General features: G+C 48.8%; 20 protein-coding genes and 2 tRNA genes. 15 read left to right on the top strand and 7 right to left on the bottom strand.

All coding sequences use genetic code 11. The features are described 5' to 3' along the window. Nucleotides 1–165: 165 nt before the first annotated feature. Entirely contained in the window at nt 166–1,425 is a 1,260-nt protein-coding gene (locus MHM95_RS08050; RefSeq protein ID WP_022946291.1) for an outer membrane protein transport protein, read from the top strand. A 117-nt stretch (nt 1,426–1,542) separates the two neighbouring features. Here the strand turns inward: MHM95_RS08050 and MHM95_RS08045 are convergent, their stop codons facing one another. The 3 genes from MHM95_RS08045 to pepA form a co-directional block, all read right to left on the bottom strand. Beyond that, complete coding sequence (locus tag MHM95_RS08045; protein WP_239384997.1) at nt 1,543–4,389, bottom strand: valine--tRNA ligase; 2,847 nt, start codon at nt 4,387–4,389, stop codon at nt 1,543–1,545. A gap of 16 nt (nt 4,390–4,405) precedes the next feature. After that, on the bottom strand, nt 4,406–4,840 hold the full coding sequence (locus MHM95_RS08040) for a DNA polymerase III subunit chi (protein ID WP_239384996.1): 435 nt from the start codon (nt 4,838–4,840) through the stop codon (nt 4,406–4,408). A 105-nt stretch (nt 4,841–4,945) separates the two neighbouring features. Next, nucleotides 4,946–6,460, bottom strand: coding sequence for a leucyl aminopeptidase (pepA, locus tag MHM95_RS08035; RefSeq protein WP_022946287.1), 1,515 nt, complete (start codon nt 6,458–6,460; stop codon nt 4,946–4,948). 243 nt (nt 6,461–6,703) lie between these two features. Here pepA and lptF point away from each other — a divergent pair, with 243 nt between their 5' ends. Further along, nucleotides 6,704–7,816 (top strand): LPS export ABC transporter permease LptF, encoded by a 1,113-nt coding sequence (gene lptF, locus MHM95_RS08030; protein ID WP_138509952.1) that lies wholly within the window; start codon nt 6,704–6,706, stop codon nt 7,814–7,816. Beyond that, nucleotides 7,813–8,877 (top strand): LPS export ABC transporter permease LptG, encoded by a 1,065-nt coding sequence (gene lptG, locus MHM95_RS08025; RefSeq protein ID WP_022946285.1) that lies wholly within the window; start codon nt 7,813–7,815, stop codon nt 8,875–8,877. Before lptF ends, lptG begins: the two co-directional genes overlap by 4 nt. A gap of 16 nt (nt 8,878–8,893) precedes the next feature. Here lptG and MHM95_RS08020 read toward each other — a convergent pair whose 3' ends face one another. Then, a complete protein-coding gene (locus MHM95_RS08020) occupies nt 8,894–9,394 on the bottom strand; it encodes an RDD family protein (RefSeq protein ID WP_138509950.1) in 501 nt (166 codons plus the stop codon). 144 nt (nt 9,395–9,538) lie between these two features. Here MHM95_RS08020 and MHM95_RS08015 point away from each other — a divergent pair, with 144 nt between their 5' ends. The 4 genes from MHM95_RS08015 to MHM95_RS08000 all read left to right on the top strand — a co-directional run bounded on the left by MHM95_RS08015 (nt 9,539) and on the right by MHM95_RS08000 (nt 12,615). Beyond that, a complete protein-coding gene (locus tag MHM95_RS08015) occupies nt 9,539–11,191 on the top strand; it encodes an acyl-CoA dehydrogenase family protein (RefSeq protein WP_138509948.1) in 1,653 nt (550 codons plus the stop codon). A gap of 189 nt (nt 11,192–11,380) precedes the next feature. Then, nucleotides 11,381–11,465: transfer RNA gene (locus tag MHM95_RS08010), tRNA-Leu, on the top strand. 352 nt (nt 11,466–11,817) lie between these two features. After that, nucleotides 11,818–12,351, top strand: coding sequence for a hypothetical protein (locus MHM95_RS08005; protein ID WP_239384995.1), 534 nt, complete (start codon nt 11,818–11,820; stop codon nt 12,349–12,351). Nucleotides 12,352–12,366: 15 nt separating this feature from the next. After that, a complete protein-coding gene (locus MHM95_RS08000; protein ID WP_022946281.1) occupies nt 12,367–12,615 on the top strand; it encodes a hypothetical protein in 249 nt (82 codons plus the stop codon). 35 nt (nt 12,616–12,650) lie between these two features. Here MHM95_RS08000 and MHM95_RS07995 read toward each other — a convergent pair whose 3' ends face one another. Next, nucleotides 12,651–12,971: an Mpo1-like protein gene (locus MHM95_RS07995; protein ID WP_239384994.1), complete on the bottom strand. Its 321-nt coding sequence runs from the start codon at nt 12,969–12,971 to the stop codon at nt 12,651–12,653. A 190-nt stretch (nt 12,972–13,161) separates the two neighbouring features. Here MHM95_RS07995 and cysE point away from each other — a divergent pair, with 190 nt between their 5' ends. Then, nucleotides 13,162–13,977, top strand: a complete 816-nt coding sequence (gene cysE / locus MHM95_RS07990; RefSeq protein ID WP_045979543.1) for a serine O-acetyltransferase — start codon at nt 13,162–13,164, stop codon at nt 13,975–13,977. A 20-nt stretch (nt 13,978–13,997) separates the two neighbouring features. Next, nucleotides 13,998–14,672 carry a hypothetical protein gene (locus MHM95_RS07985; RefSeq protein WP_239384993.1) on the top strand — a complete coding sequence of 225 codons (675 nt, stop codon included), beginning with the start codon at nt 13,998–14,000 and terminating at the stop codon, nt 14,670–14,672. On the opposite strand, the gene xseA is transcribed toward MHM95_RS07985, so the two are convergent. Then, nucleotides 14,635–15,993, bottom strand: coding sequence for an exodeoxyribonuclease VII large subunit (xseA, locus tag MHM95_RS07980; protein ID WP_239384992.1), 1,359 nt, complete (start codon nt 15,991–15,993; stop codon nt 14,635–14,637). The two genes, MHM95_RS07985 and xseA, sit on opposite strands and share 38 nt — an antisense overlap. A 135-nt stretch (nt 15,994–16,128) precedes the next feature. On the opposite strand from xseA, the gene guaB reads away from it, so the two are divergent. From guaB to MHM95_RS07950, 6 genes are all read left to right on the top strand, one after another. Then, nucleotides 16,129–17,598 carry an IMP dehydrogenase gene (guaB, locus tag MHM95_RS07975; protein WP_022944336.1) on the top strand — a complete coding sequence of 490 codons (1,470 nt, stop codon included), beginning with the start codon at nt 16,129–16,131 and terminating at the stop codon, nt 17,596–17,598. A 112-nt stretch (nt 17,599–17,710) separates the two neighbouring features. Beyond that, nucleotides 17,711–19,288: a glutamine-hydrolyzing GMP synthase gene (gene guaA, locus MHM95_RS07970; protein WP_045979540.1), complete on the top strand. Its 1,578-nt coding sequence runs from the start codon at nt 17,711–17,713 to the stop codon at nt 19,286–19,288. A 149-nt stretch (nt 19,289–19,437) separates the two neighbouring features. Beyond that, nucleotides 19,438–19,514: transfer RNA gene (locus tag MHM95_RS07965), tRNA-Trp, on the top strand. 60 nt (nt 19,515–19,574) lie between these two features. After that, the gene (locus MHM95_RS07960; RefSeq protein WP_239384991.1) at nt 19,575–19,877 is read left to right on the top strand and encodes a hypothetical protein; all 303 of its coding nucleotides are present in this window, start codon (nt 19,575–19,577) and stop codon (nt 19,875–19,877) included. Then, nucleotides 19,864–20,307, top strand: coding sequence for a ribosomal protein S18-alanine N-acetyltransferase (gene rimI / locus MHM95_RS07955; protein WP_239384990.1), 444 nt, complete (start codon nt 19,864–19,866; stop codon nt 20,305–20,307). The genes MHM95_RS07960 and rimI overlap by 14 nt, the downstream gene beginning before the upstream one ends. Nucleotides 20,308–20,574: 267 nt before the next feature. Continuing rightward, on the top strand, nt 20,575–22,344 hold the full coding sequence (locus MHM95_RS07950) for a S41 family peptidase (RefSeq protein ID WP_239384989.1): 1,770 nt from the start codon (nt 20,575–20,577) through the stop codon (nt 22,342–22,344). On the opposite strand, the gene MHM95_RS07945 is transcribed toward MHM95_RS07950, so the two are convergent. Continuing rightward, on the bottom strand, nt 22,345–25,011 hold the full coding sequence (locus MHM95_RS07945) for an ATP-binding protein (RefSeq protein ID WP_239384988.1): 2,667 nt from the start codon (nt 25,009–25,011) through the stop codon (nt 22,345–22,347). It lies immediately after the preceding gene. Nucleotides 25,012–25,144 lie beyond the last annotated feature (133 nt).

Below are 25,144 nucleotides of genomic sequence, written 5' to 3'. Positions count from 1 at the left end.
TGAGAATTTATATCATTTGAGTGTTTGAGGTCTAATCAGTCTTTAAAATCGTAAAATTATGTAAATATTGCCCTTAAATTACGCTATGTTAACCATATTTAACAGTTTTTTTGCATGAAATACGCTAGTGTATGCCAGTTAAAATGACAACAATGAGAAAGAAGTATGCAATTCAAAAAGACAATTTTAGCGGCTTCATTGGCGCTATTATCAACAGAATCTTTCGCTGCCGCTTTTCAGCTGGCAGAGCAAAATGCGTCAGGCTTAGGCCGTGCCTACGCTGGTGAAGCAGCCATTGCTGATGATGCATCTGTGGTTGCCCGTAACCCCGCACTGATGTCGCAATTTGAAACGGCACAGCTGAGCGTGGCGGCAATTTATGTCGAGCCAGACGTGAGCCTTAAAGGCGAAAGCACCAACAATGGCCTAAACCCTAACGTGTTAAACGACGATAGCATCGCCCCTAGCGCGGTGATCCCTGCCGGTTACTTTGTGCTCCCGGTAAACGATAAGGTGGCAGTAGGCTTTGGTGCCTTCTCTAACTTTGGTTTAGCTACTGAGTTTGCCAGTGATTATGCTGCAGGCCAGCTAGCTGGTGAAACTGAAATCGTCACCATTAACTCTAATGTATCGGTTTCTTATAAGGTGGACGAAGCTCTTACCTTGGCACTGGGTGTTAACCACGTGTACGCCGATGCAAAGATTGTCCGTAACCTTGGCGCAAACCCGTTAGGTGCACCGGCAAGCTTAGAAGCGGTTCACCTTGAGGGCGATGACTATGGCTTTGGCTGGAATGTAGGCCTGGCCTATGACCTAGATAGTGACAACCGCCTTGGCTTCCACTATCGCAGCGAAACAGACCTCACATTTGAGGGTGACTACACCAATCAGCTTCCGGCAGCATTGGGTGGCCTTAATGGGCAAACTTTACCAGGTACGGTTGATTTAACCCTGCCAGCGATCGCTGAATTCTCAGGCTCACACCAGTTAAACCAAGATTATGGCCTACACTACAGTGTGCTTTGGACAGGCTGGAGTAGCTTTGACAAGCTTGAAGCCTATGTGCCAGTGAGTGAGGGACCGGTATTTAGCAAAAACGAAGACTTCTCGGATTCAATCCGTGTGTCAATCGGTGGTGACTACCAGCTAACAAACGATATTAAATTGCGTGCTGGTTTAGCCTTTGATGAATCGCCAGTGGCGCAGAAGCATCTGTCTATCTCTATCCCAGATACCGACCGCTTCTGGCTCTCTTTTGGTGCGGAATGGTTTATCGATGAAGCGTCTAGCGTTGATTTAGGTGCCAGTATTTTACGCGGTAAAACCCAAAACTTTGTTGAAGGTGACAACCTAGGGCAGCAGTGGGGCTTTGAGTCGGAAGGCCATGCTTACCTGGTTGGTGCACAGTACAACTACAGCTTCTAAGCAATGCTGAGATGAAAAAGCCAAGCAACTGCTTGGCTTTTTTTATGCTTGTTTGTATGGGACGCGGACATAAAAAACGCGAGCCTGAGCTCGCGTTATGATTGTTGCCTAATAGTTTTACAGGCTTTCGATTTTTGCTTTTTGTTCGAGCAATTTCGCCTTGGCTTCGCTGTACTCTGCCAGCTTCGACTTTTCTTTTTCAAGTACGGCTTCAGGCGCATTGTTGACAAACTTCTCATTAGCGAGCTTTTTCTCAACTTGAGCCAGACCTTTTTCAGCTTTTTCCAATTGCTTAGCAATACGCGCTAACTCAGCGTCTACATCAATCAGCCCGGCCATGGGGATCATGATCTCGAGTTGACCCACGTAGGCGGTCGCACACGCTGGCGCGTCGTCGACGTTATCAAGCACGGTCACATCTTCTAGCTTGGCTAGGGCGGCTAGGAACGTCTGATTTTCTTGTAAGCGACGAGTATCCTCGGTAGAAGCCTGAGCAAGCAACACGTTCAGTGGTTTGCTTGGGCTAATGTCCATTTCACCGCGAATATTACGAATGGCGACAATAAATTGTTTCATCCACTCCAAATCGGCCATCGCGGTGCTATCGACTTTATCTTGCTCAAACGCAGGGAACGCTTGGGTCATTATGGTATCGGCTTTGATACCTGCAAGCGGAGCCACACGCTGCCAAATGGTTTCGGTGATATATGGCATTAACGGGTGCATCAAACGCAGTAGCCCTTCAAGCACAGTGATCAGGGTATGGCGAGTACCGCGTTGCTGGGTTTCGGTGCCTTTAAATAACACGGGTTTAGTTAGCTCGAGGTACCAGTCACAGAACTGGTTCCAGGTGAACTCGTAAATCGTGTTAGCAGCAAGGTCAAAACGGTAGTTGTCCAAGTGTTCAGTGAAGGTTTTCACGGTTTGTTGGAACTGTCCTTGAATCCAGCGATCCGCCAGCGAGTACTCGCGCTGTGCATCGTTGAAGCCGCAATCTTGCTCTTCGGTGTTCATAAGCACGTAACGACTAGCGTTCCACAGCTTATTACAGAAGTTACGGTAACCTTCTAGGCGGTTCATATCCCAGTTGATATCACGACCGGTTGACGCCATGGCTGCAAGAGTGAAACGCAAGGCATCGGTGCCATGCGGCTCAATGCCCTCAGCGAAGGTTTTACGGGTGTTCTTTTCGATTTTCTTCGCCAGTTGTGGCTGCATCATGTTGCCGGTGCGTTTAGTCACTAGGCTTTCCAAATCGATGCCGTCAATCATGTCCAGTGGGTCAAGCACGTTACCCTTAGACTTCGACATTTTATCGCCATTCTCATCGCGAATCAGGCCAGTCACATAAACGGTTTTAAATGGTACCTGAGGCTTGCCGTTGTCATCTTTGATGAAATGCAGAGTCATCATAATCATACGGGCAACCCAGAAGAAAATGATGTCGAAACCAGTGACCAACACGTTAGACGGATGGAATACTTTTAAGTCTTCAACGTTGTTCGGCCAACCAAGGGTTGAGAAGGTCCACAATGCTGATGAGAACCAAGTATCGAGTACGTCGTCATCTTGGCTGAGCGTGACATCGTCATCGAGGTTATGCTCGCGGCGTACTTCTGCTTCATCGCGTCCAACATACACGTTGCCGTCATTGTCGTACCACGCTGGAATACGGTGGCCCCACCATAGCTGACGCGAAATACACCAGTCTTGAATGTCGCGCATCCAAGAAAAATACATGTTTTCGTATTGCTTTGGTACGAACTCAATATCACCGTCTTCAACGGCTTTGATAGCTGGCTCGGCCAGTGGCGCAACGCGCACATACCATTGGTCGGTAAGTAGGGGCTCAATCACCACCCCAGAGCGATCGCCGTAGGGCACGGTTAAGCTGTGATCGTCAATCTTTTCTAATAACCCAGCCTGCTCGAACTCAGCAACCACTTGCTTACGCGCATCAAAACGGTCTAAGCCGTGGAAACGCTCAGGGATAGGGGCGTCTAACTGCAGTGGTTTGCCATCAAAGGTAAAAGTTTCGCCTTCGCTTAGAATCGCCGCATCTTTGTTGAATACGTTAATCATCGGCAACTGGTGGCGTTTACCGACTTCATTATCGTTGAAGTCATGCGCTGGGGTGATTTTCACACAGCCGGTGCCTTTTTCCATATCGGCATGCTCATCAGCAACGATAGGAATACGGCGGTTCACGATAGGCAGCAAGACTTCTTTGCCAATGAGGTTTTGGTAACGCTCGTCATCAGGGTTTACGGCCACACCAGTATCGCCGAGCATGGTTTCTGGGCGAGTGGTGGCGACGACGATGTAATCTTTGCCATCCTGAGTTTTGACGCCATCGGCCAAGGGATAGCGCATATTCCACATATGCCCTTGTTTGTCTTTGTTTTCAACTTCAAGGTCAGAAATCGCGGTGTGTAGTTTTGGATCCCAGTTAACCAGACGCTTACCACGATAAATTAAGTCGTCTTTATACAGGCGCACAAAGACTTCTTTAACCGCTTCAGATAGGCCGTCATCCATAGTGAAGCGTTCACGGTCCCAATCCACCGAGGCGCCTAAACGACGTAGCTGCTTGGTGATGGTGCCGCCAGATTCATTCTTCCATTGCCAGATTTTATCGATAAAGGCATCACGACCTAGGTCATGGCGTGTTTTATCCTCTTCGGCGGCGAGTTTACGCTCGACCACCATTTGTGTCGCGATCCCGGCATGGTCGGTACCAACCTGCCACAATGTGTTATTCCCTTGCATCCGCTTGAAACGGATTAAGGTATCCATGATGGTGTCCTGGAAGGCGTGGCCCATATGTAGGCTGCCGGTGACATTTGGTGGTGGGATCATAATTGAGTATGAGTCGCCCTCACCACTTGGCTTAAAGTAGCCGTTTTCTTCCCACTTCTGATAGAGGGATTGTTCAATATCTTGCGGATTATAGGTTTTATCCATTGCCCAGAACCTTAACTTAAACTTTTTGTGTTGCCAGCTGCGCGCCTAAGTCGCGTAACTGCTTATATCTTGCTCGTGCTTGGTGTTTGCGTGTGTCATCGGCTGGCACAAAGTCAAACACCGTATCAAAGCGACGTATAAAATCGGGCACGCTTGATGCTAAGTTGATCAGTACACTGCGCCGTGACACAGGCGGGGTTTGCCCTATCTCCACAGCGGCACCAGCGCGAGGCCCTTCTCCTTGGAGGTTGTGGGGCACAAAGCTATCGGCGTCAAATGCCCATAGGTGCTGAACAACAAGATGAGCATCGTCGCGATTATCAACAAAGATAAATACCCGTTGTCCTTGGCGATATTGCTCGCACGCCAAGCGAGCGCCAAGATCAAAATGAGCCGGTACGTCGCTGCCCGGCTCATCGGCATGTTCTAGCAGGTAAAATAACGCGTGCATTGCGCCCTCTACGCGGCTCGTTAATCCGCCAATTTTGACACAATCACGCCCCTGCATCAATGAATAAGCCCCTTAAAAAAGGGGCTTGAAGTGATATCGCAGTGATTAATCTTGCGGGTTATCCAATACCCCAGCGCGGTTAATCAAATATTGCGTTAGCATTGGCACAGGACGCCCCGTGGCGCCTTTGGTTTTGCCGCCGCTGCGCCATGCCGTACCGGCAATATCTAAGTGCGCCCAGTTATACTTTTTGGTGAACTTAGATAAGAAGCAAGCAGCGGTAATAGTGCCTGCGGCACGACCGCCTAAGTTAGTGAAATCAGCAAACGGGCTTTCTAACTGCTCATGATAGTCATCCCATAGCGGCAGCTGCCAAGCACGATCGCCACTTTGCTCAGAGGCTTTAAGAAGGTCATGTGCCAAAGGATTATGGTTAGAGAGCATGCCGGTTGCATGAGCACCCAGGGCGATGATGCACGCGCCAGTAAGGGTGGCTACGTCAATCACGGTATCGGGGTCGAATGCCTCCACATAGGTGAGGGCATCACACAGTACCAAGCGTCCCTCGGCGTCAGTATTAAGGACTTCAACGGTTTGCCCCGACATCGTGGTTAGAATATCACCCGGGCGATAGGCATTGGAGCTTGGCATGTTTTCACAGCCTGCAAGCACACCAATGACATTAATGGGCAGTTGCATTTTGGCAATGGAGCGCATGGTGCCGATTACCCCAGCTGCGCCGCCCATGTCGTATTTCATCTCGTCCATGGCTTCGCCTGGCTTAATTGAAATACCGCCAGAGTCGAAAGTCAGGCCTTTGCCTACCAGCACAATCGGTGCCGCGCCTTCTGCGCCGCCATTGTAGTGAATCACCGACATCACTGACTCGTTAGCACTGCCACGGCCTACGGCAAGGTACGAGTGCATGCCGAGTTCTTCCATTTCTTGCTCGCCGACCAAGTTAACGGTGACGTTCTCGAACTCTTCTTCTAAGCTTTTCGCTTGCTCGCCTAAGTAACGTGGGTTACAGATATTTGGCGGCATATTGGCGACATCTTTACAGAGTTTGGCTCCTGAAGCGATAGCTAAACCATGCTCAATGGCACTTTCGCCAATCGGCAATTCGCGGCGCGTTGGTACGTTGAAAACAATTTTCCGCAGTGGTCGGCGTGGATCGCTTTTTTTACTTTTCAGCTGGTTAAAGGTGTATAAGCAATCTTGTGTGGTCTCAACAGCTTGGCGTACTTTCCAATACGTATCGCGGCTTTTCACATGCTGCTCTGTTAAAAAGCACACCGCCTCCATGGCCCCAGTCTCGTTCAGGGTATTAATGGTCTTGGAAATGATTTGCTTATACTGTTTGTCGTCTAGCTCGCGCTCTTTACCACAACCTACAAGTAGTACGCGCTCACTTAGCACATTCGGTACATGGTGTAATAATAGCGTTTGCCCCGGCTTACCTTCTAAGTCGCCGCGACGTAAAAGGTTAGAGATGTAGCCTTCACTGATTTGATCCAGTTGCTCGCCGATAGGGGATAAGCGGCGTGGCTCGTAAACACCCACTACAATACAGGCGCTGCGTTGCTTCTCTGGGCTACCACTTTTTACGCTAAATTCCATTGTGACTCCTAATTAGAGGAAAAGTCAGCCCTTGGGGCGTTTGCCAGCCAAGGCGCTGTTCACCTACTTACTATTGTCGTGAACTATTTACGCATTTATCAATCCACTAACTAAAGTGTAGACAATTACATGCCTTAGGTATGATATTTAATGCGCTTGACATATAATAAAGTGACTAAAACAACTAGTTTACTCAAATTTTCCTACTATGCCAGTGAAACACGACGTTTTTAGGGGCGGACATTGCTGATTTTTCGATACTTAACCGCTGAAGTTTTCAAGTCTCAGGTTGCTGTTTTCTTGACCTTAATGACCATTTTTATCAGCCAAAAATTCGTCGTAATTCTAGGCGATGCATCTGAGGGCAGTATTCCTGCAAAATTAGTGCTTTCTATGGTGGCACTAAAGCTGCCGCAATTAGCCTCGTTGATTCTGCCGCTAAGTATCTTTTTAGGTATTATCCTCGCTTATAGCCGCGTGTATGCTGACAGCGAAATGACAGTTCTTAAAGCCTGTGGCGTCAGTGAATGGTATGTGGTGCGTATTACCCTAATCTCAAGCACCGCATTAGCGATTTTAGCCGGTGCCATGACCTTGTATTTAGCCCCTTGGGCCAGTGAAAAGGAATACCAGTTAAAGGAGCGGGCACAAGCCGATGCCGGCCTTTCTGCCTTGCGTGCCGGGCGCTTTCAGGAAACAGGGAATGAAAAAGCGGTGGTTTTTATTCATAATATGGACGATGGCGGACGCGTTTTAAATAAAGTGTTTGTGGCGCAGTTGCCTCGTGGTGAAGGCCAGCAACAGTCTCAGGTTGTGTATGCCGAGCAAGGACAGGTGATCGAACGTGATAACGGCGAACAACAATTGATCCTGCGTCAGGGGCAGCGCTACGAAACCCAGGCTCGCGCACTGAACATGCAACATACCGAGTTTGATAGCTATCAGGTGCAAATCCGCGAGCAAGCCATTGAACACCAGCGTCGTAAGCTGGAAGCTGTGCCCACCGCCAAGTTGTTAGAGCAAGATAGCAATGAAGCTATCTCACAGTTTCAATGGCGCTTAGCCATTCCGCTGTCTATTCCGTTATTAACGCTTATCGCCGTGCCTTTGAGCGTGGTGAACCCGCGCCAAGGTAAATTTGCCAAACTAGTGCCGGCGATCAGCCTGTACCTAGGGTATTTTATTTTATTGAATGCCGCTAAGTTTGCCCTGGAAGATGGCAAAATTCCGCCTTCGATTGGCCTATGGTGGGTGCATCTTAGTGCGCTGTTTATTGGTGCATTTCTTATTATCAAAGGGCGACCGCTCGGCGTGTGGCTGCGCTCCATCCTAACTAAGCGAGAGGCCGCAGTATGAAAACACTCGATTGGTATTTAGGGCGCAGCATTATGCAAACCACGGGGTTCGCCCTATTGGTTCTAGTGGGGATCAGTACTCTCATTAAGTTTATTGAGCAGCTTAAATCAGTCGGTCGTGGCAGCTACGACATTATGGATGCGCTGTTATATACCTTGTATACGGTGCCTGGCGATGTGGTGGTATTTTTCCCTATGGCGGCGTTGATAGGCGGACTCACCGGGCTTGGGGCTTTGGCTTCAAACAGCGAGTTGGTCGTGATGCAGGCAGCGGGCATGTCACGCTTGCAGGTCATTGCCTCGGTGATGAAAACGGCGGTGGTATTAGCCTTATTGATGATGGCCATGGCCGAATGGGGCGTACCCAAGGCCGAGCAAACCGCCAAACAACTGCGTTCGCATGCTATATACGGCGGCGATGTATACAGCGCCAAGCAAGGCGTGTGGGCCAAAGATGGTGATGTTTTCGTCAACATTGAGGATGTTGATCAACAAGGGCAACTCAATGGCGTGCGTATGTATCATTTTGATAAAGACTTAGAGCTGGAAAAGATCACCTTTGCTGATCGAGCGCTTTATCGCGAAGGTGGCTGGATGCTGCGTAAAGTCAAAGAGTTACATGTTGATGCGGCACAAATTAGAGAAAGCTTCGCCGAAGAACAATTTTACGACTCACAGCTCACCGCTGAAAAATTGGGAGTGGTATCGGTGAAGCCTGAAACCTTGTCATTCAAAGGGCTGTGGTCTTACTTGCAGTATTTGCAGCACAACGACCAAGACACCACCGCTTACGAGTTGGCATTGTGGCGCAAGATTATGCAGCCCGTGTCTTTGGCAGTGATGCTGCTTGTGGCACTGTCATTTATTTTTGGGCCGCTGCGCACCGTAACCATGGGCGCGCGTATCGTGATGGGGGTGGTCACAGGTATCGCTTTTCACCTGACTGACCGTATCTTCGGCCCTATTGTGACGGTGTATCAGATCCCCGCATTTGTGGGGGCGGTGCTACCGAGCATGTTGTTTATTATCTTCTCAAGCTATCTACTGAAGCGGCGCAATTAAACGCCGCTTGCTGTGCTTAATCTAGAGCTTGGTAAATTTTCTTGTTGTCTTCTTTGCTTAAGGTAACCACTTCACAGCCCGATAAGTAGTCCTGCAGGGCGCGTTTGTTTTTTATATCAACCAAGACCAAGATATTGCCTAAGCCAAGTAACGCGCACAGGCTGCGCCATGCGCTTTGCCAAAAGCCTGGAAGACTGCCATCGAGTCGGCGCACTTGCATACGCCATGCACGCATACCGATTGTTTGCCCACTCTTACTCCAGAAGTAGCCAAAAAAGCTTAGGCTTACTAAGACTAAAAGCACATCACGGAGCACATAGAGAAGGGTATTTTGTTGAATCAACGCCGCCACATCTTCCGCCTCACCTAAGCTTAACCAACCTAGCGAGATAGCGCCTTGTACAACAAGTAAGTACATCACCGTGGTCAGCATGGCAAATGCGATAACCACAAGGCCATCATAAATTAATGAGGCGATACGTCGGGCAAACCCAGTGCGTGCATAATCAGCAGACATGACAACATTTCCTAAGCGATAAAATCGGCGACAGTGTAGCAAACCCCCTGCACAAAGGCGACGCTCTTCGTGCTCGCTCGACAAGGTGGTCAGACCTGCTATAGTCAGTGACATAACTCCACTGCCGCACTGTGAGAAAAATAAATGAATAACAACAGCCTAGCAGATACACACTCGGTATTTAATCAACCCAAGCCATTAGCGAATTACAATGCCTTTAGCGCCGATGAGGTGTTGCAATACTGGTTAACGCGGTTCGGTGGCAGTTGGGGCGCGCCCATGCTTTGCAACTTTGGTGAAGGCATAGGTGGGTCACTATTAGAGGCCGGCTTCCTTGCTAATAAGCACCTTCCCGAATTTGTTAGTCATAGCCGTTTTGGTGAGCGCATTGATCAAGTCGATTATCACCCCGCTTATCATCAACTGATGCGCTATGCAGTGCAAAGTGGTCACTGTGCGCTACCTTGGTTGGAAAGCAAAAGCGGGGCGCATGTGGTGCGCGGGGCACTGGCTTTTTTACACAGCCACGCCGACCCTGGCTCGGGCTGCCCGTTAACCATGACTTTCGCCAGCGTTCCGGCAATCGCGGTACAAAAAGAGGTGGCCGATCGGTGGCTGCCCAAGATTTTGTCGCGTCACTATGATGAAAGCAATAAGCCTTGGTATGAAAAGCAAGGCGTGACCATAGGGATGGCAATGACCGAAAAACAAGGTGGCAGTGATGTGCGAGCAAACACCACCTATGCCACCCCTGTAGCTGCGAGCGGGCCGGGGCAATTGTATGAGATTGTGGGTCATAAGTGGTTTTGCTCGGCGCCGATGTGCGATGGCTTTTTGGTGTTAGCCCAGGTAAAGCAACAGCTTTCATGCTTTTTAGTTCCCCGTTGGCGCGAGGATGGCAGCAAGAACCCAATGCATATCCAGCGCCTTAAAAATAAATTAGGGAATCAATCTAACGCCAGCTCTGAGGTGGAGTTTCGCGGCGCCCATGGCTGGTTATTGGGTGAGCCAGGGCGCGGCATCGCTACCATCATTCAAATGGTGGCTTTAACGCGCTACGACTGTATGTTGGGCTCTTCGGCACTGATGGCGCAAGCAGCGAAAGAAGCGATTTGGCATACCCATGAACGCCAAGCCTTTGGCAAAGGTCTGCACCAGCAACCGCTTATGCGCAACGTATTAGCCGATTTAGCCATTGAGGCTGAGGCTGCTTTGGCTATCTCTATGCGTATCGCTAATGCATTAGATAACCAAGATGATCACCACCATCGAGCGTTAGTACGCAGCGCCACCGCAATCGGCAAATATTGGATTTGCAAGCGCGCCGTACAACATACCTATGAAGCCATGGAGTGTGTCGGTGGGGTGGGGTATGTAAACGACAATGTGCTCAGCCGTTTGTATAAAGAGGCCCCGGTGAACGCCATTTGGGAGGGCTCGGGCAATGTGCAGTGTTTAGACTTATTGCGGGTGTTGAATAAAGAGCCGGATACGCTAAAGGCCTTAATGCGGGAATTAGAGCAGGCAAAGGGCCAGTATGCACAGTTCGATGAACGGTTAGAACAGTTACAGGCCCAGCTTAGTGATAAAGCGGCGATTGAAATACACGCGCGGCAAATCATGGAGAGCTTGGCCCTACTGTGGCAGGGTGCAACCTTGCTTATTTACGGCGACCCCTTAATTGCCGATGCCTTTGTGCGCTCGCGTTTAGCGCCACAAAGCCACCATCAATATGGCACACTCAATGAAAATATTGATATGCAGGCAATTATTAAACGCTTTATGCCTAAGTGCTGATATTGTTAAACATTGATGCTCACGCTTGGTTGTTTATTCAGCAGTTGACACATTAATAACATAAAACGCTTGCCGCGCTTTTCATTCTTTGTATAATGCACGGCATAGAGATGAAGGCAGATAAACAAAGCCTTTGCTCTGAAGTGGTTTTTCTTTATCTTCTCGTTGAGAAGGTCAAAGAAAAAAGATGCCAGTGTGATGGAATTGGTAGACATGACGGATTCAAAATCCGTTGCCTTCGGGCGTGGCGGTTCAAGTCCGCCCACTGGTACCACTTTTGATAACCCTAGCCGATTGGCTAGGGTTTTTTTATGCCTGAAATTTGAAAATTACGTTGATAATTCCGGTATAGATCTAGCGCATTTCCTCTCTCGTAACTCTCCTTTTACGATGGGTATTAAAACCTGACCAATGCGTCTAGCTTCCCAATTGATGGTTCGCCCTAAATAAAGGGCTTTGTGCAGTAGTTAATCCAGCACGGGCTATGAAAAACATATCTTCAGCGCCGCAATAAGCACTGCTACACAGTGGTGCACTTAACTCAAATAGGGTGATTAAAGGTGGCAATTCATCCGAACTAAGTTACTCTATTAGCGGGACAAATAATAAAAAAGGAAGCAATAACAATGACTCGGGTGTTTAGCGCGGTGGTATTGGCGACGGTCATTCTCGGTGGCTGTACCAGCGTTCCACAACAGGCGATTACCGCAAATCAGCAAGTCTCGAAAGGCATCGCCGCGATTGGGGATAATGGTTTGGCCATGGTGGATGCGTGGGAGCACTCTGCTTATGCGATGCTTGATGAGCGCTGGCATAAGGTGTATGCCAAAGCAGAGCAAAGTTATCGTAGCAAACGACAGCTGGCTGATAATGATAATCTCAACTCACAGCAACGTGAAGATGTGGCTGGTTTGGCGGCCCTTATCCGCACGCAAGTGCGAGGCAGCATTCACGATGAAGCCGATAAGATGCGTCGCACTATTCATGGCAATGTGCAAGCAACCCTTGAAGCGAATGAAAGCATCACCGAGTTACTTATTAGCGCTAATTCGGTATTGAGTTTGCAGCAAAGCGCCATAAAGGAGGTGGGTGATTTACTGCCGATCCCGCCAACAATTAGCACCTTTATCGATAAATCATTACAAAGCGCAGGCCTTTAATAACAGGATAGAATAATGAGCCTAAACGATTTAAGAGGCGAGTTCGCCGACGATATCACCCAGATTGCTGCTGATTTAAGCAATTCCTTACCCATGTCGAAGCCACAACTTCGTAGTGCCTTTAGTGATGATGAACTAAAAGAGCTGCATGAGATGATTGCGGCTGTGCATCAGGCGACTTCAGAGCATGATAAGCAGTTGGCATTAGCAGATAATGCTAAAAGTGTGTTGGCGTTGTTAAAAACCCTTGGTGTGGGGGTGTAGCCTCCTATTAGAGCTCTCAGTGGCAAAGCTTGGGGCTACCAAGACACTTTGCCAATGAGCATATCTTTAAACATGACCCAGTCGCCAATCAAGCTGTAAACTGGATGGCGAAAGGTAGCAGGGCGATTTTTCTCGAAAAAGAAATGACCCACCCATGCAAAGCCGTAACCGGCCACAGGCATCGCCCACAACCAAATGTAGCTGCCGCTGAACACAGCAAAGCCTAATATCGCCAGCACCACTAAACTGCCGATAAAATGTAAACGTCGGCACACAGGGTTTTCGTGCTCTTGTAAGTAATAAGGGTAAAACGCTTTAAAGCTATTAAAGTTCTTTTTATCAATTGCTTGGGGCATACTCTTCTCCAATGCGGCTATGACTTTAGCCTAGCTTTATTTTTGCATTAACGACAACAGTTCTTTCCTTAGTTGTTTTAGTTATATCTGATAACGACCCTAAATTGCCCCCGGGATGGCGTGATAGTGGGCAGATCCGTTACACTTAGTCTATTACAAGTCCGTTGTTCGTAAGTTGGTGGATATGCCCATGCGTCATGAAATCTGGCAGCAGCTCAGAGAAGAAGCAAATCAAGTTGTAACTAAAGAGCCATTATTGGCCTCGCACGTATACTCGTGTGTGCTTAATCATGAGTGCCTTGGCTCGGCGCTAAGCTTTATCGTGGCCAACAAACTCGCCGATGCGGTGGTGTCAGCGTTTACCATTCGCGAGCTATTTGACCAAGCGTTTGTGGACTGCGATACCATGCTTACTCATGTAGCAAACGATATTAAAGCCGTTCGCGATCGTGACCCAGCGGTGGATACTTATTTAACGGTGATCTTAAACCTTAAAGGCTTTCACGCCATTCAAGCGCACAGGTTGGCTCATTGCTTGTGGCGTCAAGGGCGCATCGAGCTGGCTCGTTTTATACAAAGCCGCTGCTCAGAGGTGTTTGGTGTTGATATTCACCCCGCGTGCCGTGTTGGTCACGGCATCATGTTTGACCATGCGACGGGTATTGTTATTGGTGAGACAGCGGTGATTGAAGACAATGTGTCTATTTTGCAGTCGGTCACTTTAGGTGGTACAGGTAACGAGTCTGGCGATCGCCACCCTAAAATTCGTGCCGGGGTGCTGATTGGCGCCGGGGCGAAAGTTCTGGGCAATATTGAAGTGGGTGAGGGTGCGCGTATTGGTGCCGGCTCGGTAGTATTGAGCTCAGTGCCGCCGCATATGACCGCCGTTGGCGTTCCCGCTAAATTGGTGGGCAAACCGGACTGTCCTTGTCCAGCGGAAAGCATGAATCAAAACTTTTTAGATGACGAACAAGAGAATCAATCGCATACTAGTGCCATGTTGTAGTGGCACTAGAGTGAAAAGGGATGAATAAACAACTTGTTATAACTGCACTGGGGGCATTCTCGTTGGGCTTCGGAGGCGGTTATATAGTGTTCTTCGAGCCATCACCCGTGCCAGCAACGCAGCCCGCACCATCAAGTGATGCTCAACTTGTAACTCATCCCCCTCAGCTCGCGGCGCTGCCTGAATCACCTCAAACAGCAGTAAAAAAACAGCAGCCGCCACCCGCTACCGATACGCCAGAGGTCGCCCCCGAACAACCCCAGGGTGCCGCTAATAGTGCCAGCGACATTGATACTTTACGCCGCGAATTGGCGGCCGCTAAGCAAACCATTGCTACCTACAAGCATATTCTGGATGCACCCAGTGACATGGAGGCCGAACTTAAAGAGCGATTTACCAATCAAGAGCGAGACGAAGCTTGGGCCTATGAAGTTGAGACCAAAGTGAGTGACTTTGTTTACAGCCAAGGGTTGGCGTACAAGATTAAACTCGATACCGCCCAATGTAAGCAAACGGTGTGTCGCCTGCAGTTCTCAGCCCAAGAAGACGTTGAACTCGACCCGCGTGACGATTGGCACAATATTCAAAATACTCTAATGGAACAGCCGTGGTGGCAGCAGTTTCACCGCACCAATTCGCGCAGCTCCGAAGCGGGTCTTAATCTTTGGGTTGAACGCCTACCACCGTCGTCGTAACCTCACCATCGGCCACGCGCGTATGCAGTGTTTGGCCCGGTTGTACTTGCTGTACTGACTTAATAATTCCCGAGTCGGCGCGCGTAATGCTGTAGCCGCGCCCAAGTACGGCCAAAGGGCTGATGCTATCAAGGCGAGTAGCGAGGTGGCTCAGTTCGCTTTGGGCGCGATAGAGTTGTTCTTTTTGGCTTGCCACTAGACGGCTCGACAGTTGCTGCAATTGATATTTGGCGCTGGCTACCCGTTGTCCTGGGTTGGCGCGTTGCAAACGCATACTAAGCTCGCCAAGGTGCTGTTGCTGGTGGTTAAAACGCTGCTCCATGGCGCGGTGTAGACGCATTTGCAACTCATCTAAACGCTGCTGCTGTTGCATCAACTGATTAGCTGGATGCTGGTGTGATAAACGGCTTTGTAGTTGCTGCAATTGCTGTTGATAGGCCGCTAAGCGGTGTCGCCATGCGCTGTGTAGCTGCTGCTTTTTATGCGCTAAAAACTGCTTAATTTGTTCGCTATCGGGACTCACTAACTCGGCCGCCGCCGAGGGGGTCGCCGCACGTATATCAGCAACAAAGTCGCTGATAGTGGTATCTATTTCATGACCCACGGCACTGATCACAGGTAATTCACTGGCAAAAATAGCGCGAGCCAATTGCTCGTGATTAAAGCACCACAAGTCTTCTAAGCTGCCGCCACCGCGTCCGACAATTAATACATCAACCTCTTTGCGGGCATTGGCTAGAGCAATTTTATCGATGATCCCTTGATGGGCACTATCACCTTGCACTTGGCAAGGGTAAATAACCACTTCAAGCTGCGGTGCGCGGCGCTTTAATACGGTTAAAATATCCTTTATAGCGGCCCCAGTGCTGGACGTGACAACACCTACTTTATTGATGCTGCTAGGCAATGGCTTTTTGTAACTAGAGTTAAATAGCCCTTCACTAGCCAAGCGCATTTTTAAGGCTTCGAACTGTTGTTTAAGCAGCCCCTCGCCAGCGGCTTCCATGCGCTCGACGATGACTTGGTAGTCACCGCGCGGTTCGTACAATGAGACTCGTGCATGTACTTGCACCTGGTCGCCATTCTTTGGGCGAATTTGTGCATAGCGGTTGTTGCCGCGCCACATCGCTGCGCGTACTTGGGATTTATCGTCTTTTAAGGAGAAGTACCAATGTCCAGAAGCGGGAGCAACAAAGTTAGAAATTTCACCATTGAGTACTATACTGGCAAAGCCACGTTCTAACACGGTTCGGATTTCGCGGTTTAGGCGCGATACGGTGTATACGGCAGCTGGCGTATTAGCGTGGGGTTGTGAATACATAGAACGACCCAAGAGAGCGAAAAAGTTGTCGCCACTTTATCATAAATAAACGGCGAATTTTATTTACTCGCCCTATTATCGCTGATAAAATGCCGCCGCAACTCCATCCAATCACCAATTCGTGAGAAGTTGCCAATGCTTAGGATCGCTAAAGAAGCTCTTACCTTTGACGACGTACTTTTAGTACCTGGTCATTCTACTGTTCTACCGCACACAGCGGACCTTACCACTCGCCTTACTCGCGGCATTAAGCTGAACCTCCCGCTTGTTTCTGCATCTATGGATACAGTGACTGAAGCGCGTTTAGCCATTGCTCTAGCGCAAGAAGGTGGACTGGGCTTTATTCACAAAAACATGACCATCGCCGAACAGGCGGCCAATGTACGTAAAGTAAAAACGTACGAGGCAGGGGTTGTGTCGCAACCTGTGACCGTACCAGCGGACCTGACTATCGCTGATGCACAAGCACTGGCGATTGAGAAAGGCTTCTCTGGTTTCCCGGTGACCGACAAAGACAATAACCTTCAGGGTATTGTTACCAGCCGTGATATGCGTTTTGAAACTCAGCTGAGCAAGCCTGTTTCTAGCGTGATGACCAAAAAAGAAGACCTTGTTACGGTAAGCGAAAATGCTGATCGTGACCAGATCCTCGGGCTGATGCATGAGCACCGCATTGAGAAAATCCTAGTTGTTGATGACGCTTTTAAACTGAAAGGCATGATCACAGTGAAGGATTACCAAAAAGCCATGGACAAACCAAACGCCTGTAAAGATGAGCAAGGTCGCTTACGCGTCGGTGCTGCAGTGGGTGTGGGTGCTGGCACTGACGAGCGCATCGCTGCACTGGTTGAAGCCGGTGTTGATGTGCTACTCATCGATACCTCACATGGCCACTCGCAAGGGGTTATTGACCGCGTCAAAGAAACGCGTGCAGCTTACCCAGATTTACAAATCGTTGCTGGTAACGTAGCAACAGCTGAAGGCGCTATTGCCCTTGCTGATGCTGGCGTGGATGCCGTGAAAGTGGGCATCGGCCCAGGCTCTATCTGTACTACGCGTATCGTGACTGGTTGTGGCGTACCCCAAATTACCGCTATTTCAGATGCTGTTGAGGGCCTTAAAGGACGTGATATTCCTGTTATTGCCGATGGGGGGATTCGCTTCTCAGGCGATATTGCTAAAGCGCTGGTTGCCGGTGCATCGTGCGTCATGGTGGGGTCAATGCTTGCGGGTACTGAAGAGTCGCCAGGCGAGGTTGAGCTATATCAAGGGCGCTACTATAAATCTTACCGTGGCATGGGCTCATTAGGTGCGATGGACCAAAAAGAAGGGTCGTCAGATCGCTATTTCCAAACTTCGAAAGAAGCCGAGAAATTGGTACCAGAAGGCATCGAAGGCCGCGTGGCTTACAAAGGCCCGATTGGCAATATCATCCACCAACAAATGGGGGGTCTGCGCAGCTCCATGGGCCTAACTGGCTCGGCCTCCATTGAAGAGATGAACACTAAGCCACAGTTTGTACGCGTTACCTCGGCCGGTATGGGCGAGTCGCACGTACACGATGTGCAAATTACTAAAGAAGCGCCCAACTACCGCCTAGGCTAGGCGCGAAAGCGGTGCACTCAGGGCTAGCAACTGCTAGCCCTGCTTAATTTCGGTTAGCGTAAAGGACCTGGTTGCACTGGGTCCGCCATCATTTAATTTAGATGAGACAGCAATGAGCAAAGACATCCATGATTCCCGTATATTGATCCTCGACTTTGGTTCGCAGTACACCCAGCTGATCGCCCGCCGCGTGCGTGAAATAGGCGTTTACTGTGAATTATGGGCGTGGGATGTAACGGAAGAGCAAATTCGTGAATTTAACCCGCAAGGCATCATTTTATCTGGTGGCCCTGAATCTACAGTCGAAGAGGGCAGCCCGCGTGCGCCTGACTACGTATTTGAAGCGGGTGTTCCGGTTCTGGGTGTGTGTTATGGCATGCAAACCATGGCGGCGCAGCTTGGCGGTAAAGTACACGGCTCTGATAAGAAAGAATTTGGCTATGCACAAGTGGAAAAAGTAGGTAACTGTGCCTTGTTTGAAGCCATTGAAGATCACCTTGGCGACAACGGTAACGGTCTGCTTGATGTATGGATGAGCCACGGCGATAAAGTAGAAGAAATTCCCCCTCAGTTTGCTACCACAGCGAGAACAGACACCTGTCCCCATGCAGCGATGTCATGGGAAGAAAAACGTTTTTATGGCGTGCAGTTCCACCCAGAAGTGACTCATACACTTCAAGGTCTACGTCTGTTAGAGCGCTTTGTGGTTGATATTTGTGGCTGTGAAAAGCTTTGGACACCCGCGCAAATCATCGAAGATGCCGTTGAGCGTATTCGTGAAAAAGTCGGTGACGAAGAAGTGATCTTAGGCCTATCCGGTGGGGTAGACTCGTCTGTCGTGGCCATGCTTATTCATAAAGCCATTGGCGATAAACTAACTTGTGTGTTTGTTGACAACGGCCTGTTACGCTTGAACGAAGGCGAGCAGGTGATGGATATGTTCGGCGACCACTTTGGCCTCAATATCATCAAAATAGATGCCGAAGAGCGCTTTTTGAGAGCCTTAGAAGGGATTGATGAGCCAGAAGCTAAACGTAAAGCCATTGGTTACACCTTTGTTGATGTATTCAATGAAGAAGCGGGCAAACGTGTGAATGCGCAGTGGTTGGCGCAAGGAACTATCTACCCAGATGTAATTGAATCAGCCGCCTCGGCGACCGGTAAAGCCCATGTCATCAAATCACACCACAATGTTGGTGGTTTGCCAGAAGACATGAAGCTGGGCCTTGTTGAGCCGCTGCGTGAATTGTTCAAAGACGAAGTACGCAAGATAGGCCTTGAGCTGGGTCTTCCTTATGACATGTTGTATCGCCACCCATTCCCAGGCCCAGGCCTAGGTGTACGGGTACTGGGTGAAATTAAGAAAGAGTATTGCGACTTGCTCCGTCGCGCTGATGCTATTTTCATCGAAGAGCTGCACAAGGCGGAGCTTTATCACAAAGTAAGCCAAGCCTTCACGGTGTTCTTGCCAGTGCGCTCGGTCGGGGTGATGGGTGATGCCCGTAAATATGACTGGGTCGTAAGCCTACGTTGTGTTGAAACCATCGACTTTATGACCGCGCGTTGGTCACACTTACCCTATGAATTCCTTGGTAAGGTGTCTAACCGTATTATTAACGAAATCGACGGTATTTCTCGCGTGGTATATGACATCTCAGGTAAGCCGCCAGCGACTATCGAGTGGGAATAGTGGTTTAGCCTCACGGCGAAAGAACAACCATATTAAAGCGGCATGCAAGCAATTGCATGCCGTTTGTTTATTTTAAAAGCAGTTAAACCGGGTAAGCGTGATTTTTTCTTTACCTTTTTAAAAACCTCATTATAATGCGTCGACATTGCAGGGGCGTAGTTCCAATTGGTAGAACAGCGGTCTCCAAAACCGACGGTTGGGAGTTCGAATCTCTCCGCCCCTGCCACTTCTTTCTTTTCTAGCTTTGCGCTACACTGGCTCTCGCCAAAACGACTTAATCATTACTATGCATCCAGATATTGCCGATATACTTGCGATTCAACCTGTGCGTTTACGCAGCAGCAACGCAACAGCGCCCATTGCACATGTCAATTCGGCCAATGCAGAGCCACTAAACAACACAGTGGCACAAGATATTTTACGCTGCTTGCCACAAGGCGCTGCCGTTTATATTAGTGATGTACCAAGCCCACAAGTACAGGGGCTGAGCGTCTACTTGCCCGCAGCAAATCTGGCGGTCACTCAAAAGCAGGCGTTGTGGCAGCAGTTATCGAATGTGATTGACGAGTACAGCCATGCAAGTGAGTGAGCTGTCGTTGGATCATATCCAGGCGGTATGCGTTATTGAAAATGCCTGTCACAGCCACCCGTGGAATGAAAAGCTGATACGCTCATGCCTAGGTGGACGTTATTTCAACGCCGGGCTCTATGATGAGGCTGAGCTGGTAGGCTTTTATATAGCCGAGCAAGCGGGCCCTGATTGCACGCTAATGGACATTTGTATTGTTCCAAATAAGCAAGGGCAGGGGCTCAGTAAAGCGCTAATGAACCACCTTATAAACCAAGCAACAGCTCGCCAATGCGAGGCCATCTTTTTAGAAGTACGAGCGAGTAATGATGCTGCCACCGGCCTTTATCAGCGCAATGGCTTTGTGATTAATGGTCGACGCAAAAAGTATTACCCAGACGGCGAAGATGCACTATTAATGATGCGCGAGCTAGATGTAGTGCAGTCTTAAGCGCACCCCCTTCAAGCATATATCCCTTGTTATCCTAAGCTACCTGCTTTTAACTTAAGCTAGTGCAACCAGATAATTTGTTACAACTTAGATAAGGTGTCGATCTCAACACCTTGATAGTATTAGCTAAAAATGACACTTACCGAACACGATGAGAACGACGTGTCGCTATTGTAGCTGCTGCGCAGACCGCCTATTTTTTAGCAACGCATTGTCTTCGCTTGTTGGGTTAAGTGATGATGTTATCTAGCTAAAGAAGAATAATAAATGAGAACAACCTTACTATGCTCTATGGTGGCGTGTGTGTTAGTGAGCGCGCCGGTGGTGGCCAACTCGCGCGCCGATGTAATGACCAACAATGCCTTTATAAACGCTCCCTCCGATGCGTTTCCCAAAGACGCAAAAAGTTACTGGCAGCAGCGTCAGCAGGCTGTGCAGTATGCTCGCCAAGAGCAGTGGCAGTTGGCTTTACCCTTGTTAGAGACACTTACAAAAGCATACCGTGATGATGGTGATACATGGTTTCTACTAGGGCATGGCTATATGCTAGATAAACAGTATGAGAAAGCGATACCTGCTTTGGAGCGAGCAATTGCACTAGGGACTATTATCTCAGGAGTGCCCTCCACCTCGTCACCGGCCAACGATATGATGGTTAAAATAGCGCGTTGTTACAGCGCTTTGGGTGAAAGCCAAGCTGCGCTTCAGTGGTTAGAACGAGCACTGGCTTATCGCTGGGATGACCGCAAAAGTTTGCTAACTAGCAAGCACTTTACCGCGTTGGCTACTAATACACAGTTTAAAGCCATTGCCGGGGCCGCGTTGGCTGATAACCTCAGTCGCGACCAACAATGGCTTAAGGATCTCGATTTTTTAGTGGCTGAGATTGAGCGCCTGCACGTCAACGCCTTTCACCACATCAGTCAAAAAGCCTTTACCGCGAAAGTACAACAAATAGCTGAGGCGATCCCGGACCTGAGCGACCAACAAATCGTGTTCCAGTTTATGTCATTGCTGGGCAGCCTCGGCAATGGTCACAATTTTATTGTGCCGACGCACTCATTGAAAGGGGCATTTACGCAACTGCCGGTACAATTTTATCGTTTTAATGATGGTTATTTTATTGTTTCCGCCAGTGCTAAATATCGCCATTTGGTGGGACATAAAGTGTTGCGTATCGGCAATACACCGATTGCGCAAGTGGTGGACAAGGTAGCCATGGTTAATGCCCGTGATAATGAGATGCAACAATTATGGCTTGCGCCATTTTACCTCTCTTTACCTCAGGTTTTACAGGGAGTGGGGGTGACAACAGAGACAGAGAAAACCGTGCTGACGGTCTCCGACTCGCAGGGGGTGACAACGCACATTACCTTGCCCGCAGAGTCTTTCAACTTCACCGGGTTTCCGAAGTTACCAAAGCTAGAAGAGCAACATAATCCACTTTATCTGAGTCAGCAGCATCAACCTTACTGGCTCAAAATAAGCCCAGAACAAAACTTAGCTTACGTACAATTTAATCGAGTTGGGCAAAAAAAGTCGGAATCACTTGCTGCTTTTAGTAAGCGCATTTCACGCATAGCTAACGAGCGCCAAGTGCAGAACTTAGTGCTCGATTTGCGTCATAATAGCGGCGGAAATGGCTCGATTATTCCACCGTTAACCAGAGCGTTGCTGCACTTTGCACAAGAGCGTGAACAAAATAAGCTGTTTGTAATTGTTGGCCGTAATACCTTTTCCGCAGCACACTTGTTACTGGCTGATCTAAATCGCTTAAGTGATGCCATTATTGTTGGTGAACCCAGTGGCAGTCGACCTAATCATCTTGGTGAGAGTGGCTGGTTTAAGTTGCCTTACAGTGGCGTTTGGGGCTTGATTTCATCGCAGTTCCATCAAGCGTCAAAGGCCGAGGACCACCGTATTTGGATTGCTCCTCATGTGCCGGTGACACTGTCATCAAAGCAGTACTTCAATGCTCATGACCCGGCAATGGCAGCCATTCATGGAATTATTGGCGCGCATAAACACGCGCAGTGATTAGCTTGGCTCGACATCTTGCTCAAGCACATAGCGAATGGCGTGTTCGAGCTTAAGTACGCTGTAGTCATGGCTGTCATGGTGGCCTTGACGTAAGACCTGCTCGAGCTCGCCCGCTGCTTCGGCAATGGCAAAGAAACCAAAACAGCTGGCGCTGCCTTTGATGCTGTGAGCCAGTGACTGTAACTGTTCCCAATCCCCGTCATGGTGGTGGCCAAGCACCTCATCAAGGTACTCAGGCAGCTTTTCCTTATAATTGGCATTAATTTGCAAAAAACGCTCGCTTTGCAAAATATCGTCCCACTGTGAGGCCGCTTCTTGTTGAATGCTCAAGTAGGTGGCTAACGTATGCTCAAGCTCCTGCTTATCAATAGGCTTTCCTAAAGTCTTATCACAGCCAGCACCGAGATAGCGCTCAATATCATGTTTCATCACGTTGGCAGTTAAGGCGATAATAGGGCCATCATAAGCGGCATGGCGGAGCATTTTGGTGGCCTCTTCTCCGCCCATAACGGGCATTTGCATATCCATAAGAATTAACTGGTAGTCTTTGACCAAGGCCTTTTCCACCGCCTCTGCGCCGTTGTTAGCAAAGTCAGGCTCAATCCCCCAGCGTTCAAGTAGCAGTGATATTAACGCCTGGTTATCTTTGTTGTCTTCCGCCACAAGAATATCGCCATCAAAGCGCTGCTCGCTCAGGGCTGGACGTTCGCTGTAAACTGGCTGCATTTGTGCGTGGTCGTAGTAATAATCCTGTTCGGTATATTGTTGATAGCAAGCAACATGAATAGTGAATTGACTGCCGACCCCTTGTTGGCTTTGTGCCCAAATATCACCGCCGAGTAGCTGCGCCAAGTTTTTAGCAATACAGAGGCCAAGGCCGCTGCCGCCAAAACGTCGTGTAGTGGTAGCATCGGCTTGTTCAAAGGGCTTAAATATACGGTCCAGTTCTTTATCTGAAATACCAATCCCTGTGTCGGTAACAACAAACTCCAGCATGCCGCTTTGATAGCGAATGCTCATATGCACGCCACCTTGGGTGGTGAACTTCACCGCATTAGTGAGAATGTTTAAAAGGATTTGCTTTAATCGCGTTTGATCGCTGCTTAAATATTTGGGCAGCGGGAAGTGGTAGTCGATATCGAATTGCAGTTGTTTTTGCTGCGCTTGAGGCTCGACGATGGACTCAAGATCATGGAGTAATTCATATAGCGACACCGGTTCATGATTCATATCCAATTTCTCAGCTTCGATTTTCGATAAGTCGAGAATGTTATTAATCAGTTCCAGCAGGTGGCGTGAATTGCGCAGTACCGTAGCGAGCTGGGTGTGCACTTTTTCTTCTTTTATCTTGTTGTTATCAAGCAGCTGCTCGGTGAAGCCCATAATTGCCGTTAGCGGAGTGCGGATCTCATGACTCATATTGGCTAGGAAGCGACTTTTAAGTTGGTTGGCTTGCTCGGCTTGTTCAATGGCGAGCTCTAACGCCTTATTGGTTTTTTCCAGCTCCAAGGTGCGCGCTTCTACCTTTTGTTCCAAGGTGTTTTTGTATTCTTCGAGCTCTCCCTGGGTGTGGTAAATTTTATTAACCATGTGATTGAAATCACTAAAGAGTTGGCCTACCTCGTCCTTGCGATCATCGGGTAGGCGCACGGCAAGGTCATTCTCGCCAACGCGGTGACTGGCCGCCCCCAACTGTTCGATAGGGTTTAACAGCAAGTTACGTACAACAATAAAAATGAGTATTGGCAGAGTGATAACAGAGATCATCACAATTAAGGCGGTGATCAAGCTAATGACTTTGCCAGACTCGTACAGTAATTCCTTCGGAATACTGGTAATGAAATAGTGGCCTCCGGCCATTTGCACCGCATACACCAAGCGTTGTGTGTGATCAATACTGTTTAAGGCGAGCTCGTTGAGGCGACCATTATCGGCCCATAAGCTAATTTTACGCAGCTCTTCGCTGGCGATACTCTCGCCTCGTAGGGCGTGGTTAGAGCTAAATAGAATTTTCCCTTGCTCAGTGAGCATCAAGTTGAGGGTATTGTTGTAGGGAGACTCTAAAATCGCTGTATTAAGTACTGTTGGCTGCACGCGCATGATTACGTAGCCCAATAAAATAGGGCGCTCTAAGTGGTAATCTGGGGTAAATACCTTTTGCACGAAGTACAGTGTGGTTTCGCCGCGTTCATTTTGCACCATAAATTGCTGGCGGCGCAGGGAACTGGCGCTGAGTTTCTCAAAAAATGGGTATGCCTGCGGTGCGGACTCTAATTTCGTTGAAAAGTAAGCATAACTTTTTTGCTGTGGCGACACTAAGTTAATACTGAGTATATCTGGGTAAGCTTGGGTGTAGCTGCCAAACACATCCATTAGCGCCGCTAAACGTTCGGTGTAGCGGTCGCTGCTCTGATGTATTTCCGGCACAAAGTCTTGCAGTACGGGTGAGCTTGTTAACAGCTCGGTGGTTGAGTGATAGACATTGAGGGAGTGAAACACCTTATTTTGCTGCTGTTCGACAAAGCGGCTTACAATGAGCTGTGTTTGCTGTTGTGAGCTTGAAGTTACGTTGGTCAAGGTAAAGCCACCTAAAAACAGCAAGGGCAAAATCACCACCGGAGTGATATACCATAGTAATCGTATACTTAACTTACTGGTTTTCATGGTATGGGTGCGGCTCCTTGCAACGTAAAAAACAGCTTACTAACTCAAACGAACGAAAAATTATACAAAATTGCTTAGCAATAATACACATGGCAATGCGTAGAAGTCACTTTTGTCGGTATTAGGCGCTTTT

This window comes from Pseudoalteromonas sp. CnMc7-15 (assembly GCF_022347925.1).
GTDB classification, from domain to species: Bacteria; Pseudomonadota; Gammaproteobacteria; order Enterobacterales; family Alteromonadaceae; genus Pseudoalteromonas; species Pseudoalteromonas ruthenica.
The sequence above is the reverse complement of the archived record's forward strand: the minus strand, read 5'-3'. Positions and strand labels throughout refer to the sequence as shown.